At 67.5% G+C, this 18354-nt stretch carries 13 protein-coding genes and 1 riboswitch; of the genes, 8 read left to right on the top strand and 5 right to left on the bottom strand.

Annotated features, from left to right (window positions below; all coding sequences use genetic code 11):
- Positions 1 to 291 precede the first annotated feature (291 nt).
- Together nagA and LQ566_RS04685 are read right to left on the bottom strand one after the other, a co-directional pair.
- The gene (nagA, locus tag LQ566_RS04690) at positions 292 to 1449 is read right to left on the bottom strand and encodes an N-acetylglucosamine-6-phosphate deacetylase (RefSeq protein WP_231090435.1); all 1158 of its coding nucleotides are present in this window, start codon (positions 1447 to 1449) and stop codon (positions 292 to 294) included.
- A 26-nt stretch (positions 1450 to 1475) separates the two neighbouring features.
- The gene (locus tag LQ566_RS04685; RefSeq protein WP_231090434.1) at positions 1476 to 3008 is read right to left on the bottom strand and encodes a beta-N-acetylhexosaminidase; all 1533 of its coding nucleotides are present in this window, start codon (positions 3006 to 3008) and stop codon (positions 1476 to 1478) included.
- A 140-nt stretch (positions 3009 to 3148) separates the two neighbouring features.
- Positions 3149 to 3230: riboswitch (ZMP/ZTP riboswitch) on the top strand.
- 35 nt (positions 3231 to 3265) lie between these two features.
- Here LQ566_RS04685 and glyA point away from each other — a divergent pair.
- The 3 genes from glyA (at position 3266) to LQ566_RS04670 (ending at position 6707) form a co-directional block, all read left to right on the top strand.
- Entirely contained in the window at positions 3266 to 4540 is a 1275-nt protein-coding gene (gene glyA, locus LQ566_RS04680) for a serine hydroxymethyltransferase (RefSeq protein ID WP_231090433.1), read from the top strand.
- Positions 4537 to 5418: a bifunctional methylenetetrahydrofolate dehydrogenase/methenyltetrahydrofolate cyclohydrolase gene (locus LQ566_RS04675; RefSeq protein ID WP_231090431.1), complete on the top strand. Its 882-nt coding sequence runs from the start codon at positions 4537 to 4539 to the stop codon at positions 5416 to 5418. The genes glyA and LQ566_RS04675 overlap by 4 nt, the downstream gene beginning before the upstream one ends.
- A gap of 83 nt (positions 5419 to 5501) precedes the next feature.
- A complete protein-coding gene (locus tag LQ566_RS04670; RefSeq protein WP_231090430.1) occupies positions 5502 to 6707 on the top strand; it encodes an MFS transporter in 1206 nt (401 codons plus the stop codon).
- Positions 6708 to 6737: 30 nt separating this feature from the next.
- On the opposite strand, the gene LQ566_RS04665 is transcribed toward LQ566_RS04670, so the two are convergent.
- The gene (locus LQ566_RS04665; protein ID WP_231090429.1) at positions 6738 to 6872 is read right to left on the bottom strand and encodes a methionine/alanine import family NSS transporter small subunit; all 135 of its coding nucleotides are present in this window, start codon (positions 6870 to 6872) and stop codon (positions 6738 to 6740) included.
- Entirely contained in the window at positions 6869 to 8482 is a 1614-nt protein-coding gene (locus tag LQ566_RS04660; RefSeq protein ID WP_231090428.1) for a sodium-dependent transporter, read from the bottom strand. The genes LQ566_RS04665 and LQ566_RS04660 overlap by 4 nt, the downstream gene beginning before the upstream one ends.
- A gap of 42 nt (positions 8483 to 8524) precedes the next feature.
- Here LQ566_RS04660 and LQ566_RS04655 point away from each other — a divergent pair, with 42 nt between their 5' ends.
- The 5 genes from LQ566_RS04655 (at position 8525) to LQ566_RS04635 (ending at position 17365) form a co-directional block, all read left to right on the top strand.
- The gene (locus tag LQ566_RS04655) at positions 8525 to 9550 is read left to right on the top strand and encodes a LacI family DNA-binding transcriptional regulator (protein WP_231090427.1); all 1026 of its coding nucleotides are present in this window, start codon (positions 8525 to 8527) and stop codon (positions 9548 to 9550) included.
- Positions 9551 to 9622: 72 nt separating this feature from the next.
- A complete protein-coding gene (locus tag LQ566_RS04650) occupies positions 9623 to 10249 on the top strand; it encodes a DUF4304 domain-containing protein (RefSeq protein ID WP_231090426.1) in 627 nt (208 codons plus the stop codon).
- Positions 10250 to 11070: 821 nt separating this feature from the next.
- A complete protein-coding gene (locus LQ566_RS04645; protein ID WP_231090424.1) occupies positions 11071 to 14643 on the top strand; it encodes a DUF7927 domain-containing protein in 3573 nt (1190 codons plus the stop codon).
- 89 nt (positions 14644 to 14732) lie between these two features.
- Positions 14733 to 16331, top strand: a complete 1599-nt coding sequence (locus LQ566_RS04640; RefSeq protein ID WP_231090421.1) for a SpaH/EbpB family LPXTG-anchored major pilin — start codon at positions 14733 to 14735, stop codon at positions 16329 to 16331.
- A 95-nt stretch (positions 16332 to 16426) separates the two neighbouring features.
- Complete coding sequence (locus tag LQ566_RS04635) at positions 16427 to 17365, top strand: class C sortase (protein WP_231090420.1); 939 nt, start codon at positions 16427 to 16429, stop codon at positions 17363 to 17365.
- Between the two features lie 77 nt (positions 17366 to 17442).
- Here the strand turns inward: LQ566_RS04635 and LQ566_RS04630 are convergent, their stop codons facing one another.
- On the bottom strand, positions 17443 to 18354 hold the full coding sequence (locus LQ566_RS04630) for a carbohydrate ABC transporter permease (protein WP_231090419.1): 912 nt from the start codon (positions 18352 to 18354) through the stop codon (positions 17443 to 17445).

Genomic DNA, 18354 nt, shown 5'->3' with positions numbered 1-18354 from the left:
GCGTGAAATCGACGGCGCGTCCAGTCTGCGGGAGGCGCACTGTGGATATCTGGGCGATCGCCGGACGGCGCCTGTGGATGTGCATTCGGCACACCCAGATGTCGCCAAGTTACTGAGAAAAAGCCAGGTCCGTTTGGTACCCTGAGCTGTGCGGCATCGTCCCCAGCGGCCGCAGTTCGGCAGGGGGAGCCGAGGCAATTATTCGTCCCCAGCGAGCGCCCGCTCCCGTCGGACAAGAGGGGCGGCACGTCGATCCGACGGCCGCCCCTTTCCTCTCCGGTCCGTGTGACCTCAGACGCGGGCGCCGTCCGCCCACACGGCGCGCACGTGCAGATCACGATCCAGCAGCACGGCGTCGGCGGCGTACCCCTGACGCAGCCGTCCCAGATCCTCGCCGCGGCCGATCAGCTCGGCGGGAGTGCGGGTGAGGGCGTCCACGGCCTGCTCCAGCGGAACGCCCGCCTGCACCACATTGCGCAGCGCGGCGTCCTGCGTGAGCGTCGATCCGGCGATCGATCCGCCCTCCGCAAGACGGGCGACGCCGTTTCGCACCTCCACCGCCAGAGCCCCCAGGATGTAGTCGCCGTCACCGACGCCGGCTGCAGCCATCGCGTCGGTGACCAGCACCATGCGCCCCGGAGCGGAGGCGAACATCATCCGGATGAGATCAAGATCCACGTGGGTGCCGTCGGCGATGATCTCCAGTCGCACGCGCGGATCGGACGCGGCGGCGACCACCGGGCCGGGCTTTCGGTGGTGGATGCCGGGCATCGCATTGAACGCATGGGTGATCAGCGTCGCACCCGCGTCGAACGCCTCGCCCGTGATCTCGGCGTCCGCGTCGGTGTGTCCCACGGCCGCGATGGCACCGGAGGCGACCACGGCGCGCACGGCATCGAGGCCGCCGGTGAGCTCGGGGGCGAGCGTGATCTGCCGGACGGTCCCCTCACCGGCATCGAGCAGGCGCTGCACGAGGCCCACCTCAGGAGCGCGCAGCAGCTCGGGATCGTGCGCCCCCTTGTGACCGGGATCCAGGAACGGGCCCTCCAGATGCGATCCGAGGATGTCGCGGTCGGTGCGGGTGAGCCCGGCGATCAGGGCGACGTTGGCCGCCAGCTGGTCGATCGGCGCGGTCACCAGCGAGATGACCGCGCGCGTCGTGCCGTGGCTGCGGTGCACGTCCCGGGCGGCGCGGATAGCGTCGACCCCGTCGTCGTAGGCGAAGCCGGCGCCGCCGTGCCCGTGCACGTCGATGAATCCCGGCGTGAGGATCGCGCCCTCACCCGCCACTTCGACCGCGTCGATCACCACATCCGCCTCGGCCGCGACATCCTGCCAGGGCGTCGTCTGGCCGGTCGCGAGTACCCCGTCGTCGTCGAGCAGAGCCCATGCTCCCGGCAGGCGCTGGCCCGACTCGATGATGTCGACCGAATGGATGAGGGTGCGCATGGATGCTCCTGTCAGAGGCCGGGCGGTCACGCCTGCGGCCAGGCGATCTCGGGGCTGCGGTAGTAGCCGATTCCGTCAGCCTGCCACGCCGGCGCGTGCTGTGCGACGCGCTCGCGCAGCGAAGCCCAGTTGCGCTCTGCCCCGTCTCGCGCGCTCCAGGCGATCTCGGCGAGGCCCGGCAGACGCGGGTAGGTGAGGAAGTCGATGTCGGCGGGCGTGCGCACGCTCTCGGTCCACAGCGGTGCCTCGACTCCGAGGATCTGCGCCTCATCGACGCCGGGGACGATGTCGGCGGGGTCCCACGCGTAGGATTCCTCCACGCTCGTGGGTCCGTCCGCCCACGCCAGACCGAGCTCCGTGGACGCGTCGTACTTCATGTCGAGGTACGCGACGTCCGCGGGCGAGATGATGAGTGATCCGCCGCCGTCCACGAAGGTGCGCGCGGCATCGGCGACGCCCGCCTGCGGGGTGCGGAATCCCCAGTACTGGCCCACGGTTCCCGCAGCCAGCGCGCCGGAGCGGCCCGCCTCGTGCCAGGCGACCGGAGTCTTGCCGGTGGCAGCGATCGCCGCGCTCGCGGTCGCCACGAAGGCGGCGAAGTCGGCGGGATCGGTGCCCAGGCACTCATCTCCGCCGAGGTGCACCCAGGGCCCCGGTGTCATGGCGGCCACCTGCGTGAAGACATCCGCGATGAAGGCGTCGGTAGCGGCATCGCCCACCTTCACCGACGAGAACCCGACACCCCAGCCGACGTAGGGCTCACCGAAGACGGGGAGGGCCTGGTTCAGCCGCGCGGCATCGGACTCGAGGTGATCGTTCATCACCGGCTGCTCGGTGAACTCCGGGTACGCCACCGTGATCGCGTGCGTATGGCCGGGGGTGTCGATCTCAGGCACCACGGTCATGTGGCGCGCAGCCGCGTACGCGATGATCTCGGCGTAGTCTTCGGCCGTGTAGAAGCCGCCCTCGTCACCGAGCGCCGCGGTGCGACCGCCCAGCTCGGTGAGTTTCGGCCAGCCCTCCAGCTCGATTCGCCACCCCTGGTCATCGGTGAGATGCAGGTGCAGCACGTTGATCTTGTACGCGCTGACGCCGTCGATGAAACGGCAGACCTCGGCCACGGAGAAGAAATGGCGGGCGACGTCCAGCATCACGCCGCGGTAGGCGAAGCGCGGGCGGTCGGTGATGTCTGCCCCTCGCACGAACCAGCCCTCGGCGTCCCGCGCGAGGAGCTGGCGCAGCGTCTGGCTCGCCCAGTATGCGCCGCGCGGGGTCTCGGCCTGGATGAGGACGCCGTCGCCGGTGCGCAGCGTGTACCCCTCGTCCGATCCACCCGGGCCGAGCGCCAGCACGATGTCACCCGGTTCGGGGGAGACGCCGATGACGAGCTCCATGTCCAATCCGGTGCGTTCGGCGATCGCTGCGGCAAGGAGGAAGGCCTCACCGCGCGTCACCTCGCCCGTCACGATGCGCGTGGCCTCGGTGAGGCGCACCGGGGGTGCGTCTGCGACGGAGACCGGGAAGGGGATGAGGGGGAGTGGAGCGACGCCGATCGACATGTAAGGAAACCTAACAAACGCGACAGGCGGAAGCCACGACGAGCTCACGAATTCGCAGCGTATCCGTCAGATCGGTCGCGGCGCGCAGGTTTCGTCCCGCCCTCCGGAAGCGGCGCGCGCCTCACCGCTTCCGCTACACTCGCTGGTGTCGCGACTGGCGTACAAGGTGGGTCACCACCGGGAAGCGATTCACATCTTCGACCGCGCGCCTGGGTCGATTCGGAAACACGCAGAACACCCTCGTGGAGGCATCCGCCATGACCGATTCCTATTTCAACGCCCCGCTCGCCGAGGTCGATCCTGAGATCGCCGAGGTCCTCGAGCGCGAGCTGACCCGTCAGCGCGACTACCTCGAGATGATCGCATCCGAGAACATCGTGCCGGTGTCCGTGCTGCAGTCGCAGGGCTCCGTGCTCACCAACAAGTACGCCGAGGGTTACCCGGGCAAGCGCTACTACGGTGGTTGTGAGGAGGTCGACGTCGCCGAGGAGCTGGCGATCGCGCGTGCCAAGAGCCTGTTCGGCGCCGAGTTCGCCAACGTCCAGCCGCACTCGGGCGCCACGGCGAACGCAGCCGTCCTGCACGCGATCGCGCGTCCGGGCGACACCATCCTCGGCCTGTCCCTCGATCAGGGTGGCCACCTCACGCACGGCATGAAGATCAACTTCTCCGGCCGGCTCTTCGACATCGTCGCGTACGGCGTGAACCCGGAGACCTCCCTCGTCGACATGGACGAGGTGCGCCGCCTGGCCATCGAGCACAAGCCGAAGGTCATCATCGCCGGGTGGTCGGCCTACCCGCGCCAGCTCGACTTCGCGAAGTTCCGCGAGATCGCCGACGAGGTCGGCGCCTACCTGTGGGTGGACATGGCGCACTTCGCCGGTCTCGTCGCCGCGGGTGTGCACCCCAACCCGGTGCCGCATGCCCACGTGGTCTCCTCCACGGTGCACAAGACCATCGGCGGCCCCCGCTCCGGTTTCATCCTCACCAACGACGCCGACATCGCGAAGAAGATCAACTCGGCCGTCTTCCCGGGCCAGCAGGGCGGCCCCCTCATGCACGTGATCGCGGCCAAGGCCACCGCGTTCAAGCTCGCGGCCACACCGGAGTTCAAGGACCGTCAGGAGCGCACGCTGCGCGGCGCCAAGCTCATCGCCGATCGTCTCCTGCAGGACGACGTGAAGAACGCCGGCATCGCCGTGCGCTCGGGCGGCACCGACGTGCACCTGGTGCTCGTGGACCTGCGCGACGCCGAGATCGACGGCAAGCAGGCAGAAGACCTCCTCCACGAGATCCACATCACGGTGAACCGCAACGCCGTCCCGAACGACCCGCGCCCGCCGATGGTCACCTCGGGTCTGCGCATCGGCACCCCCGCCCTCGCGACGCGCGGCTTCGACGACGCCGACTTCGCCGAGGTCGCCGACATCATCGCGCTCGCGCTGCTGCCCGGCGCCGACGTGGAGGCGCTGAAGGCACGCGTCCAGGTGCTGGCGGACAAGTTCCCGCTGTACCCGGGGCTGGCACAGTGACCGCTGTCGTCCTCGACGGCAAGGCCACCGCTCAGGCGATCAAGGACGAGCTGACCGAACGCGTCGCCGCGCTCAAGGCTCAGGGCGTCACGCCGGGTATCGCCACCGTGCTGGTGGGAGCGGACCCCGCATCGCAGCTGTACGTGGGCATGAAGCACCGCCAGTCCGAGGCGATCGGCATGAACTCCATTCAGGTGGAGCTGCCGGGCGATGCCACGCAGGCCGACGTCGAGGAGGTCATCGACCGCCTCAACGCGGACCCGTCCTGCCACGGCTACATCGTCCAGCTGCCGCTGCCGAAGCACATCGACACCGACGCGATCCTCGAGCGCATCGACCCCGCGAAGGACGCCGACGGCCTGCACCCCACGAACCTCGGCCGGTTGGTGCTGAACGTCAACGCTCCCATCGAGACGCCGCTGCCGTGCACGCCGCGGGCCGTCATCGAGCTGCTGCTGCGCAACGACTACGACCTCACCGGCAAGCACGTGGTGGTCGTGGGGCGCGGCGTGACGATCGGACGCTCGATCGGGCTGCTGCTCACGCGGCGCGCGATCAACGCCACCGTCACCCTCACCCACACCGGAACGCGGGACCTGCCGTTCTATCTGCGTCAGGCCGATGTGATCGTGGGCGCCGCGGGAGTGAAGCACCTGGTGAAGCCGGAAGACGTCAAGCCCGGCGCCGCCGTGCTCGACGTCGGCGTCACGCGGGAGGATGACCCGGAGACCGGCAAGAGCAAGGTGTACGGCGACATCGCCCCGGGCGTCGAGGATGTGGCGGGCTACCTCTCGCCCAACCCCGGTGGGGTGGGTCCGATGACCGTCGCCCTGCTGATGACCAACGTGGTGGAAGCAGCCGAGCGCAGTCTCGTCTGATGCCACTGCCGGGGCGGGCTCTTCTTCGGAGGAGCCCGCCCCGCTCTCGCCTGCGGTACCCGATCGATGAGGATTCGAGGACGATGAACGACAGAAGCGGGTTCCGCATCGGCGCCCTGGTATGGCTGGCCGTCGCGAACTTCTCGATGGGCATCGACGGCTACGTGCTCGCGGGGCTGCTGCCGCAGATCGCTAGCGATCTGAAGGTGGATGCCGCCGCTGCCGGCCAGCTGATGAGCGTGTTCGCCGTCACCAGCGCGATCGGCGGACCCGTCCTCGGCGCCCTCACCGGACGCTGGGAGCGCAAGGCGACGATCCTGCTCTCGCTCGGCGTCTTCGTTCTCGGGAATCTGCTCGTCGGGCTCGCGCCGACCTACTTCTGGGCGATGGCGGGACGGGTCGTCTCCGCCCTCGGCGGCGCCCTGCTCAGCGCGGCGGTGGGCTCCTACGTCGTTGCCGCCACCCCCGAGCAGTACCGCGGACGCGCCCTGTCCTGGGTGATGGGCGGGTTCCTCTTCGCCACGGCGCTCGGGGTGCCGGTGGGGCTCGTGATCGGACAGGCGGACTGGCGTATCCCGATCTTCCTCGTCGTCGGAGTCGGTCTTGTCGCCATGGTCGGCATCTTCCGCGGGGTCACGCCGTTGCATCTGCCGGCCACAACCGTGCGCGAGGCGCTCAGCCCGCTCACGCAGCCGCGAATCCTGCTGGCCCTCATCGTGCCGACCGGCCTGATGTGCGCCAGTTACCTCTGCTTCACCTACGCCACGCTGATCCTCGGTCCGCGCATCGGCGAGGGCTATCCGATGATCGCCGCTCTGTTCGGCTACGGTGTGGTGAGCCTGGTCGGCAATCTCGTTTCGGGACGGGTGATCGACCGGCGCGGGCCGGTCGCCGTGCTCACCGTGATTCTCACCGCCGTCGTGACCGCGGCCGTCCTCGGCTGGCTCGGTCTGATGCTTCCGGGCATCCTCGGAGCGATCGCGGGTGTGGCGTGGTTCCTGGTGTGCGCGTTCTTCAACGGCGGCTCCGGCGTGGCCGGTCAGGCGCGGCTGGCCGCCATGGTGCCACCCACCGTCGCGGCGCTCGTGCTCGCCGTGAACACGAGCGCCATGATGCTCGGAAGCGGATTGGGCAGCGCGCTGGGCGGTGTCGCGCTGGTCGCGGGCTCCAGCGCGGACCAGCTGCTGCTCATCTCCGGTGGCGTGCTCGCCCTCACCCTGTTCGCGCACCTCGCCACCCTCGCGTGGCTTCGTCGCAACGTGCCCGCCGCAGAGCCGGTTTCTTCGTAGTCGGCGTCCTCCGCCGGTGCGGCGAGGACGCTAGAGCTCCACCGGGGGGACCGGCTCGGCTCCCTCCTCCTCCGGGTGGCGGGCGAGGTTCACGATGCCGGCGATCAGCCCGCCCCACACCGTGACCATCGCGACGATCATCATCACCACTGCCGTCGTCGTCATCGCGCACCCGCCTTCGTCGCCACCTGGATACTGCCGGTCTCCGGGTCGGGATCGTATGCCTCGTCGACCAGGAACTCGTCGTAGTCCGGGTCGTCCTTGGCGTGCGATGTCCTGCTCCACGGCACGAAGGAGAGGATCACCCCGCCCACGATCAGAGCGATCGCCATTCCCCAGCCGAAGATCGCGAGGAACCACCCCGGATACCCGCTGTAGGGCTCGGAGATCTTCGAGATCAGCTCGTTGACCAGCAGGTAGCCGAGCACGACCGGCGCGAGCACGCCGACGAGGAGTTTCCAGATCGTTCCGATGCGGAAGCTCGAGCGCCGGTTCAGGTGCTCCTGCAGCGCCGGGAGCTTGTGCAGGAACCAGGCGACAACGATCACCGCGATCAGCGCCACCGCCATGATTCCGAAGGCGTTGACGAACGCGTCCGCGGTGTCCAGCACCGCCAGCGCCGTCGTGGTGGAGAACAGGGCCATCGAGATGACCGCCAGGGGGATCGCCACCACGAGGGTCGTGGATACGCGTCGCCATCCCAGCTTGTCCTGCAGCGCTGCGACGATCACTTCGAGGATGGAGATGAGCGAGGTGACTCCGGCGAACACCAGGGCGCCGAAGAACAGGACGCCGATGATGGAGCCGCCCGTCGCGTTCGAGACGATCGTCGGGAACGCGATGAAAGCCAGGCCGATGCCGGAGCTCGCGACGCCCGACACATCCGTTCCCTGAGCCGCGGCCATGAACCCCAGCGCGGCGAACACGCCGATGCCGGCGAGGATCTCGAACGAGGAGTTGGCGAAGGCCACCACGAGGCCCGAGCCGGTGAGGTCGGTACGCCGCTTCAGGTACGACGAGTAGGTCACCATGATGCCGAACGCCACCGACAGCGAGAAGAAGATGTGGCCGTAGGCCGACGCCCACACCGCGGGGTTCGCGAGAGCCTCCCAATCGGGGGTGAAGAACGCGTTGAGCCCATCGAGAGCACCGGGGAGGAACAGCGACTGCACCACCAGCACTACGAACATCAGGGTGAGCAGTGGCATGAGGATCATGTTGGCCGCACCGATGCCGCGCTTCACGCCGAGGCACATGATGACGATCACGACGAGCCAGACCAGGAGCAGCGGGATGCCCACCTGTGGGACGAACTCCGCGGAGACCCCGACTTCCTGGACGTCCGCCATGCGCAGGAAATCGGTGAAGAAGAAGTCCTGCTCGTTGCCCTTGCCCCAGGTCAGCTGGGCGGAGAACCAGGTGTACATCGCCGACCACGCGATGATCACGGCGTAGTAGGTGGCGATGACCACGCAGATCAGCACCTGCCACCAGCCGAGCGGCTCTGCTGCGCGATGCATGCGCCGGAACGCGAGCGGAGCGGATCCGCGGAAGCGGTGACCGATGGCGTAGTCGAAGAACAGCAGCGGGATGCCTGCGGTGAGCAGGGCGCACAGATACGGGATGAGGAAGGCGCCACCACCACCCTCATACGCCACATAGGGGAATCGCCAGATGTTGCCGAGGCCCACGGCAGAACCGATCGCCGACAGGATGAACACGTTTCTCGAGCCGAATGCCTCGCGGCGGGCTGGCTGCTTCGTTGCGGTCGCCATCCCAGCACCCTACTAGGCTGATCGGCGGGGAGGAGGGCAGGCATGCGCGCAACCGTGAAGGACGTGGCCGCTCGGGCCGGTGTGTCCGCGAAGACCGTCTCCAACGTCATCAACGGTGTCGTCTACGTGCGCCCCGAGACGAAGGAGCGCGTCGAGGCGGCGCTGCGCGACCTGGACTATGTCCCCAACCTCTCCGCGCGAGGGCTGCGCAACGGGCGATCCGGCGTGATCGCCCTGGCGCTGCCGGACCTCGCCACCCCGTACTCGGCGGAGATGGCGCACCACTTCGTCGAAGCCGCTCATGCGCGCGGATGGGGCGTGCAGATCGAGGAGACCGGCGGTCGCCCCGACCGTGAGGCCCAGCTCCTGTTGCGGGCACGGGCGCGACTCGTGGACGGTCTCATCCTGAACCCCACCGTCACCGACGAACTCGATCTGCCCGACGCGTCCGAGCTCCCGCCCGCGGTGGTGATCGGCGAGGTCGAACAGCCCGCGCTGGATCAGGTCCGGGTGGATCCGGACCAGGCGGCGTATGACATGACCCGGCTGCTCATCCAGCGAGGGCATCGGCGCATCGCCGTGGTGGGGTCGGATCAGGGATCGGGAACCTCCACGGCGGTGCTGCGCACGCGCGGGTACCGTCGCGCGCTCGCCGACGGCGGCATCGACGCGGACGACAGCCTCGAGATCTCCTGCGACGACTGGACCCCGCGCGGGGGAGCGGCCGCGATACATCGGTATCTGGACGAGTACCCGGTGCCGGAGGCCATCTTCTGCTTCACGGACTCCCTGGCCATCGGCGTGCTCAATGAGCTCTGGCGCCGGGACATCGTCGTTCCGGAAGACGTGTCCGTGGCGGGGTTCGACGACGTGGCGGACGGGGAGTTCGCGACCCCGCCGTTGACCACCGTGTCGTTCGACAAGACCGCCTTCGCGAACGCCGCGCTGGATCGCCTGGCGGCGCGCATCTCGGACCGGGCCGCCGCCCAGACGGTGACCACCGTCGGTCACGTGATCGTCGAACGTGCCAGCACCGCGTCGCGGCCGTCGGCCCCACCCCTTTCATAGCGCTCGCTTCGCTCCTAAACACCCGGGGTGGGAACCAACTGCGCACGATGAACCGAGACGGAGAGGATGATCATGGACCGCACGACGATCAACCGCCACCTGCGGGCACAGTTCTGGCCGATGCTGACCGCCGTCGGCTTCCAGCGGAAGGGCGACATCGCCCGCCGTCGTTTCGACGGGGGAGTCGTGCACGTCGTGGAGATCCAGCATCGGCCTCGAAGCGCGGTGTTCCAGGTGAACCTCGGTGTGCACCTCCTGACACTCGATCAGCAGACCGGCACGTCGGCACCGGAACCCGATGCGCTGCGCGAGTACGACTGCGCATGGCGCGGCTCGGTCATCGCGGGATTCCGCAATGCTCAGGACTCTGAGTTCGCCTACGGTCGCACGGCGGAGGAGGCGTCCGAGTCGGTGGCCTTCCTCGGATCGGAATGGGAGCGTCAGGCAGCCGCGTTCTTCGGCCCGCTGACGGTGTTCCCCGAGGATTTCCACGCGCGGGCGCGCGCCATGATCACGGAGGCGCCCCACCCGGCGCACATGCGGACCTGGGCGCGGGTGGCACTGCTGCTGCATGACCCTGAGCTGGCCCGCGAGATCGCCCGTGCCGCCTTGCCTCGCGTCGCGGAGCGCGCCACCGCGCTGCGTGATGATCTCGCCGCCCTCGCAGCGGGTGCCTTCGAGAGCGCAGACGGCGACTGATGACCGATGCGCAGTGCCCTCGCCCAAGGGGGTAGAACGAGGACACTGCACATCGGGTGATGCACATGAGATGAGGGTCCCCCCGGAACGCCATGCGTGTGCATCGAGCAGCAGACCTCCGACAGTGCCACTGCGAACGTCAGGATATGGAACGCGGGCCGTCCTGAGCTAGGGCGCGCCGAAGTTGACCCCCGCACAGGGGTCAAGCGTGATCGTCCCGGGCGGGCGTCGCCCCGGACGACGTTCCGCCAACGTCGGGCGGCGTGCGACGAAGCAGGCGCGAGGTGGCCGTTGCTCTCCACGCCCGGCCACCTCGCGGGGCGCCGCTCGTGCTCAGGGGAGGAAGCGGGAGAGCGGTGCCTCCGGCGACGCCATGGTCACGGCTTCCCCCGAATCGTGTCGCACGCATCGCCTCCGCAGGAGAACCCCGACGGAACCCCTGCGGGCACAGAGTACGAATCGTCGCCCGTGCCGTCGAGCCGCGAGAGGTGTTTGACCCCACAGCTGAGGTCAGGCTCGTCGTCGATTGCACTACTCCGCGATCGGTCCCGCTCGTCAGGGCGTCAAGGCGCGGTTCTCCAGCGGCCAGAGGGGAATGACCCCAGTGCTGGGGTCATTCCCCTGCCATATATGGACGGTACATGCGTGGCATGTGAGCATGAACCGAAACGCCCCGCCGTACAACAGCCGCTCTCCCGAACATTGGAGCGGGCCTGGAGCGGGGCACTGGGGATCTCTCCCATACGCATGGGGATGTGTGTGGGAGATGCAGCACGCATGGGAGAACGCAGCATTCGTGCTGCACAGAACAAGGAAGTGGCATGACGATCACTCATACACGCGAACCGCGGAGAACACGAGCGTCCGCCGGGCGCCGAACGGCGGTGGTCGCCGGACTCGTCGCGGTTCTGGCCGGCTTGTGCTCGCCGTTCGCGCCGACCGCATCGGCCGCGCCCGGCGATGGCACCGTCACCGTCCACGTGGTGCAGGAGGTGAACGCCAACGGGCTCGTCGACTCGACGACGATGGAGCCGCCGCTCATCGGCGTGGACGTGACCCTCACCGACATGAACGGTGCCTCGATCACCGTGCAGACCGACGCGAATGGAAACGCGGTGTTCACTCCCGCGGCCTCCGCGCTCGTCGGGGGTCAGTACCGGGTGGATGTCGCCAACCCGCATCCGGGGACGTTCTTCCCGAGCTTCGCGGCTAACGGCACCGGCGCATCCGCTGCGGTCACGACGGCAGACCTCGCGAATGCGGCGAACAAGAAGCTCTCCAGCTCGACAGAGTTCGTCGATGTGCGTAACGGGGCAGCAGCGTATGTGAACGCTGCGTTCTGGTACCCGCCGTATTACTGCCAGCAGAACGCGACCATTGTTGGGGCGTGTCTGCCCAACAGCACGCCGGGCTTTGTGAGCAACCCCACCGATCACTCTCTCTTCTCGACGAACTACAACCTGACCACGGCTCCGGCGAAGGTGGCCGAGCAGGGGGCCACGGGCGCGCTGTACGGCATTGCCTACAACGGGACCACGAAGCGGGTGTTCTCCAGCGCGGTTGCGCGCCGCAGCTCCAACTACGGCCCCGGCGGTCCCGGCGCGATCTACGTGACCGACCCGGCGACGGGCGGTGCCACGCTGTGGGCGACCGTGCCGAACGTCGGTCCGGACACCCACGACCAGACCACGATGCACGACTACGGCTTCTTCGACCAGGTCGCCAAGAAGTCGCTCGGTGAGCTGGAGATCACGAACGACGACAAGTACCTGTTCGTGACCAACCTCGAGGACCAGAAGGTCTACGTCTACGACGGCATGGCAGCCTCGGGTGCCAACGCGCTCCTGGGGTCCTACCAGATCCCGAACCCCTGCGCCGAGCCTGCCGACTGGCGGCCCTTCGGCGAGGGCGTCGGAATGTTCACGAGCTACGTCGGCGGCGTCTGCTCCGCGCAGACCAGCCAGAACCGTGACGACATGCGCGCCGTGGTGTACGCCTTCGACCCCGCAACGGGAACCTTCGGCAACATCGTGCTGGACCAGTCGCTCAACTATGGCCGCGGCCAGGCGTTCCCCGACGGCAGTTGCAGCGGCGAGCCGCTGAACACGGGCGGCATCGGCCGCTGGTGGCCCTGGATCGGCAGCTACCCGAACACGGCCAACCAGCTGACCACGAACGCGAACGGGTGCTGGGGCTGGACCTCGTACCCGCAGCCGATCCTCGCCGACATCATCGAGGACACGAACGGCGATCTGATCATCGGGCTCCGTGACCGCTTCAGCGACCAGGCACCCCACCGCTCGCAGAACCCCACTCGTACCGGAGGCGTCTCCGACAACGTGGAGCCCACGTCGGGCGCCGACCTGGTGCGCGGGTGCAAGCTGACGGACGGCACCTTCGTGCTGGACCCGAACTACGCCGGCGAGCCGCTCGCTGCGGGCAGCATCTGCACCAACAACAACGTCGCGGGGACCGACTCGCACGGCCAGCCGCGGACCTTCCGTGAGTACTACGTGGGTGACTTCCAGAACGGCAGCCACCAGGAAGGTCTGTACTCCGGCCAGGCGCTCTCGCGCGTCGAGACGACGATCGCCTCGGACATCGTCGACCCGCAGGGACTGTGGCAGGTCGGTCTCGGTCTCATCAACCGCGACGGTACGGACAACTCCCGCGGTCTCAACGTGCCCACGGCAACCAACAGCTTCCGCAAGGGTGGCGGTCTTGCCGACCTTGAAGTGATCTGTGACCAGGCGCCGATCCAGATCGGTAACCGCGTGTGGTTCGACGAGGATCGCGATGGAACCCAGGACCCGACGGAAGTTCCGCTGCCCGGTGTCACGGTGAACCTCATCAAGGACGGTTCGGTGATCGCCACAGTGGTCACAAACGCTCGTGGTGAGTACTACTTCTCGTCGCTGACGACGGCCGCGATGACCACGGACACGGATTACGTGGTGGAGTTCGTGAAGCCGGCGACGGGGACGGTCAACCTGGGCACCGTGACCGGCACGAAGCCGTGGAGCGATCTCTCGCTGACGATGAACGAGGCAGGGTCCGTGCGGGAGATCGACTCGAACCCGGACCCGGCGACGGGTCGGTACAACCTCCACGTGGGTGGACCGGGTCAGAACGATCACACGATCGATGCGGGTTACATCATTCCGCTGCCGGTGACGCCGACGTTCGGCAAGACGTCCGACCCGGTTCCCGGGACGGTTGTGAAGCCGGGCGACTCGGTGACGTACACGGTCACGGCTGTGAACCCGAGCGACACCCGGGCGATCACGGCGGGCACGCTCACGGACGACATGGCCGGGGTGCTGGACAAGGCTGCTCTGGCTCCTGCCGGTGCGACTCCCGTGCTGACGTGTGAGGGCCCTGCGGGCGCGACGTGCGGCGAGATCGTGTTTGACGCGACGGCGAAGACGATCGTGTGGACGGCAAGCACCGCTCACCCGCTCTCGCCGGCGACCACGGCGAAGATCACCTACACGGTCGTCATCAACGAGGGCGCCACGGGCACGCTGACGAACGTGCTCGTCGAGCCGAACATCACGACCGAGCACCCGATCATCACGTGGGACAAGGTCGCGGTTCCCGGCAACGGTGAGCTCGTGAACCCGGGTGATGTGGTGACGTACACGATCTCGGTGAAGAACACCGGAGCTGTCGCGTCCAACGCATTCTCGGTGACGGACGATCTGACCGATGTGGTGAACAATGCGGACATCGATCCCGCGTCGATCACCATTGATCCGGCCGGCCTGGGTGCGGCGTCGTACGACGCGGCCACCAAGCTGCTGACGTGGACCGGTGTGCTGCAGCCCGGGGAAGAGGCCAAGGTCTCCTACTCGGTCACGGTGAAGCCGGACGCGTTCGGCGAGCTGCGCAACCGCTACTTCGACAAGACCGTGGTCAACCCGGTCTCGGTGAAGCTGGCGTGGCACAAGGTGGACCCGGAGGGCAACGCCCTGAAGGGTTCGGAGTGGACTCTCACGCCTGTGGATGCAGCCGGGGCTGCGACCGGTCCTGCAGTCGTCGTCGTCGACTGTGTCGCTGCGGCGGCTGCGGACTGCACCGGTGCTGATACCGATCCTGCGGCCGGAGCATTCCTGGTCGGCAAGCTGAAGCCGGGAACTTACTCCCTGGTGGAGACGAAGGCGCCTGTCGGCTTCGTGCTGCTGACCGATCCGATCGCGGTGACGGTCCTGAGCGACACGGCTGTGACGACTCTGCCGGACGTGGTGAACCAGCAGCAGGGCGTGCCCGCGATTCCGCTGACCGGTGGATGGGGAAGTGACTACTTCCTCGCCGGTGGTGGCGTTCTGATGGTGCTCGCCGCCGGAGTGTTCCTCTTCATCTGGCGCCGCCGCGCGTCATCCGTGAGCGAATGAGTTCGCCTATGGATTCCCACAAACCCCACGCAACACACCCGATAACCATTCCCGTCGAAATCCCGACTAGAACAGAAGGAACTATCCACATGACAATCTCACGCAAGCAGCGTTTGCTGCGGGGAGTTGCGTTGGGCTCTGTGCTCGCGCTGGCCGGCACCGGCATGGCGACATCCGCGTTCGCTGCCGACATCGATCAGTCCCAGACGGGCTCGATCATCATCCACAAGCACGAGAACCCGGGCAACGGTGCGGGCACGCCCGACGGCACGGGTACGGCGCCGAACACGCCCGGTATCGCCGGCGTCGTGTTCGAGTACTGCACCATCGATGGCATCGACCTGTTCGACGGCACGAACACCGGTTGGGACGCTCTCAAGGCGATCACGCCGGCACAGCTCGCGGCTGCTGCCTCGACGAGCGTCACCACCCTCGGCTCCTACAACCTCGTGGACTGTGCTCCGGCTCCCGCGACGGACAGCAACGGTCTGTCGACGACCCCGGATCTGCCGCTGGGCCCGTACTTCGTGCGTGAGATCTCGGCACCGAGCAAGGTTGTGGCTCCGGCCGCTCCGTTCGTCGTCGCGCTGCCGACGCCGCACGACCTGCAGAACCTGGACGGCGAGTGGGTGTACGACGTGAACGTCTACCCGAAGAACACGGTTGCCGAGGGCCCGCGCAAGAACATCGTCCACCAGGATGACAACGGCGCGGCGCTGGGCGCTCCGATCGACTACGAGATCACCACGAAGATCCCGGCGCTCGCCGCCGGCGAGACGTACGACAAGTTCATCCTCACGGACACGCTGGACACCAAGCTCACACCGGACACCGACCCGTCCAAGGTCACCGTCAAGGTGTTCGGCGGGGCGACGTTCGTGCAGGGCACGGACTACACCTTCGGCTGGAGCGGCCAGACGCTCACCGTGACGTTCCTGGCTCCGGGCCTGGCGAAGCTGCAGCCGGGTCAGAACGTGGTCGTCGGCTTCACCGCCGCCGCCAACGCGATCGGTACGATCGACAACCAGGCCTTCGTGAACCTGAACGACCTGCAGATCGGCACGGTTCCCCCGGGAACTCCTCCGGGAAGCAACCCGACCAACGTCGTGCAGACGCGCTGGGGTGCGCTCGAGCTGAAGAAGGTCAACGCCGACAACACCGGCCAGGGTCTGTCGGGTGCGGAGTTCACCGTGTGGATGAGCACGATGGACGTCGCCGGCTGCAAGGCTGACTTCGCGAACCTGAAGCAGGTCACCCAGCCCGGAACCACCGACCCGTACGTCGTCACCGCCGGTGCCGGTGGTGTGGTCACGATCCCGGGTCTCTGGGTTGGTGACACCGAGCTCGAGATCGCCGCTGACGGTACCGTTACGAACACGACCGTCGCCGGTCACGACTACCAGGCGCGCTGCTACGTGATCCAGGAGATCAAGGCCCCCGCGGGCTTCATCCTGCCCACCGGTGACGCCGCTCTCACCGAGATCGTCGTGCAGCCGGGCGCGGTCGGCGCCGCCAACCCGATCGTGACCATCACGAACAAGCAGCAGGGCGTTCCGAGCCTGCCGCTGACCGGTTCCGACGGCCAGCTGATCCTGACCATCGGCGGCATCGCCCTGATCGTCGTCGCTGCCGGCGTGATCGTGATCGCTCGCCGCCGTCGTCACGACGAGACGGCCGACCAGTCCTGACAGACCGGTCTTGATCGCAGAAGGGGGGGGGCGCCCCGCCCCCCCCCCCACTTCTGCGATCTGAACACGCCGCGTCGTCCAGGGGAGAAGGACCGATGACCACACGACAGAAACAGCGTCGAGCCCAGGCGGGCACCCGGGGATCGCGGGTGTCCGTGATCGTGGCCGCCGTGCTGGCCTGGGCCGGGCTGACACTGGTGATGTACCCGACAGCGGCCGCCTGGGTCAGTTCATACAACCAGTCGCTCGCTCTCGAGAGCTACGGGCAGCAGGTGGTGGCGGCATCACCGCCGCCGGAGGACCAGATTGCGATCGCCGAGGAGTACAACTCGAAGCTCTCCTCGGGTGCCATCCTCGCGGCGAACACCAACGTCCCCACCGGATCCGGCAGCCTCGACGGTGACGAGCTGAACTACTGGAAGCTGCTGGATGCCGGACACGGACTGATGGGACGCATCCAGATCCCGTCGATCAGCGTGGATCTCCCGATCTATCACGGCACCAGCGACGAGGCGCTGCTCGAGGGAGCCGGACACCTGCAGGGCACGTCATTGCCCGTTGGCGGTATCGACACGCACTCGGTGATCACCGCTCATCGCGGACTCGCCAATTCCCGGATGTTCACCGATCTGGACCAGGTGAAGAAGGGGGACACATTCTCCATCACCACCTTCGGGCACACGGTCAGCTACCAGGTGATCGACACAAAGGTGGTCGATCCGAAGGACAACGCGAGCCTGCGGCAGGAAGCGGGGAAGGATCTGGTGACGCTGGTCACCTGCACGCCGCTCGGCATCAACACGCACCGTATCCTCGTCACCGGAGCGCGCATCCTCCCGACCCCGCCCGAGGACCTCGCCCGAGGTGAGGGGCCGGCGGCGGTGGCCTTCCCCTGGTGGTTCGTCGCGTACGCCGGGATCACCCTGGGCGGGATCGTCCTGGTGTGGTGGCTCGTACGCCGTATGGGCCGGCCCGCGACGAAGAAGCGTGCGCGGGAGGAAGAGGAAGGGGCGGCTGACGCTCTCGCGATCTGACCCCATCGATTCGTTTCATTGCGCGCAATTGGCCCCTATCCAACCCGGATAGGGGCCAATTGCGCGCAATGAAACGGTCAGCCCTTGAGGCCCGAACCCGTCACGCCCTCCACGATCTGACGCTGGAAGATCAGGTACAGGATCACGAGGGGGAGAGCGGCGAGGATCGCGCCTGCCTGGATGTCGGCGTAGCGCTGACCGAAGCTGCCCTGCACCGTGGCGAGGCCCACGGGGATCGTCATCAGATCCGGGTTGGAGAGGACGTACAGGGGCAGCAGCAGGTTGTTCCACACACCAACGAAGGTGAGGATCGTCACCGCGGCGATCACCGGACGGCTCAGCGGCATGATCAGCGACCAGTAGATGCGCCAGGTGCCCGCCCCATCGATGACCGCAGCCTCCTCCAGCTCGCGCGGAATCGAATCGAAGAACTGCTTGAAGATGAACACCGCGATCACCGCAGGAACCTGGGGGAAGATCACGGACCAGTAGGTATTCAGCAGGCCGAGCGCGTTGAGCTCCTGGAAGATGGGGACGATGAGCACCTGGCCGGGGATCATGATCCCGAGCACGATCAGCAGCATGACGGTGTTCGAGCCGCGGAACCTCAGGCGAGAGAGGGCGTAGGCGGCCATCGAGGCCAGCAGTACGGTCAGCACCGACGTGACGACGGAGGTGATGGCGCTGGACAGGTACCAGTTCCAGATATCGCCCGAGCCGAGCAGCGTGGAGAACGAGTACAGCGTCGGATTCCAGTCGCTGAGGATCGCGGCGGCCCCGATCGCGGCGGTTCCGTTGTCGGTGAGCGCGGTCTTCAGCGCAAACAGGCTCGGGATCAGCCAGATCACGGAGAAGATCACGAGCACGACGGCGGCGACCGTATTGAACGTGCGTCCGTTCACCGGCTTTCGCACCCGCGAACCCGGCGCAGCGGCCGAGATTCCGTCGCGACGCTTGCGGGGAACGGTGATGTTGATGGTGTCGGTCAT

It is taken from the genome of Microbacterium nymphoidis, assembly GCF_021044885.1.
Lineage (GTDB): Bacteria > Actinomycetota > Actinomycetes > Actinomycetales > Microbacteriaceae > Microbacterium > Microbacterium nymphoidis.
Note: the sequence above shows the minus strand (reverse complement) of the source record. Positions and strands in the feature narration are given on the sequence as shown.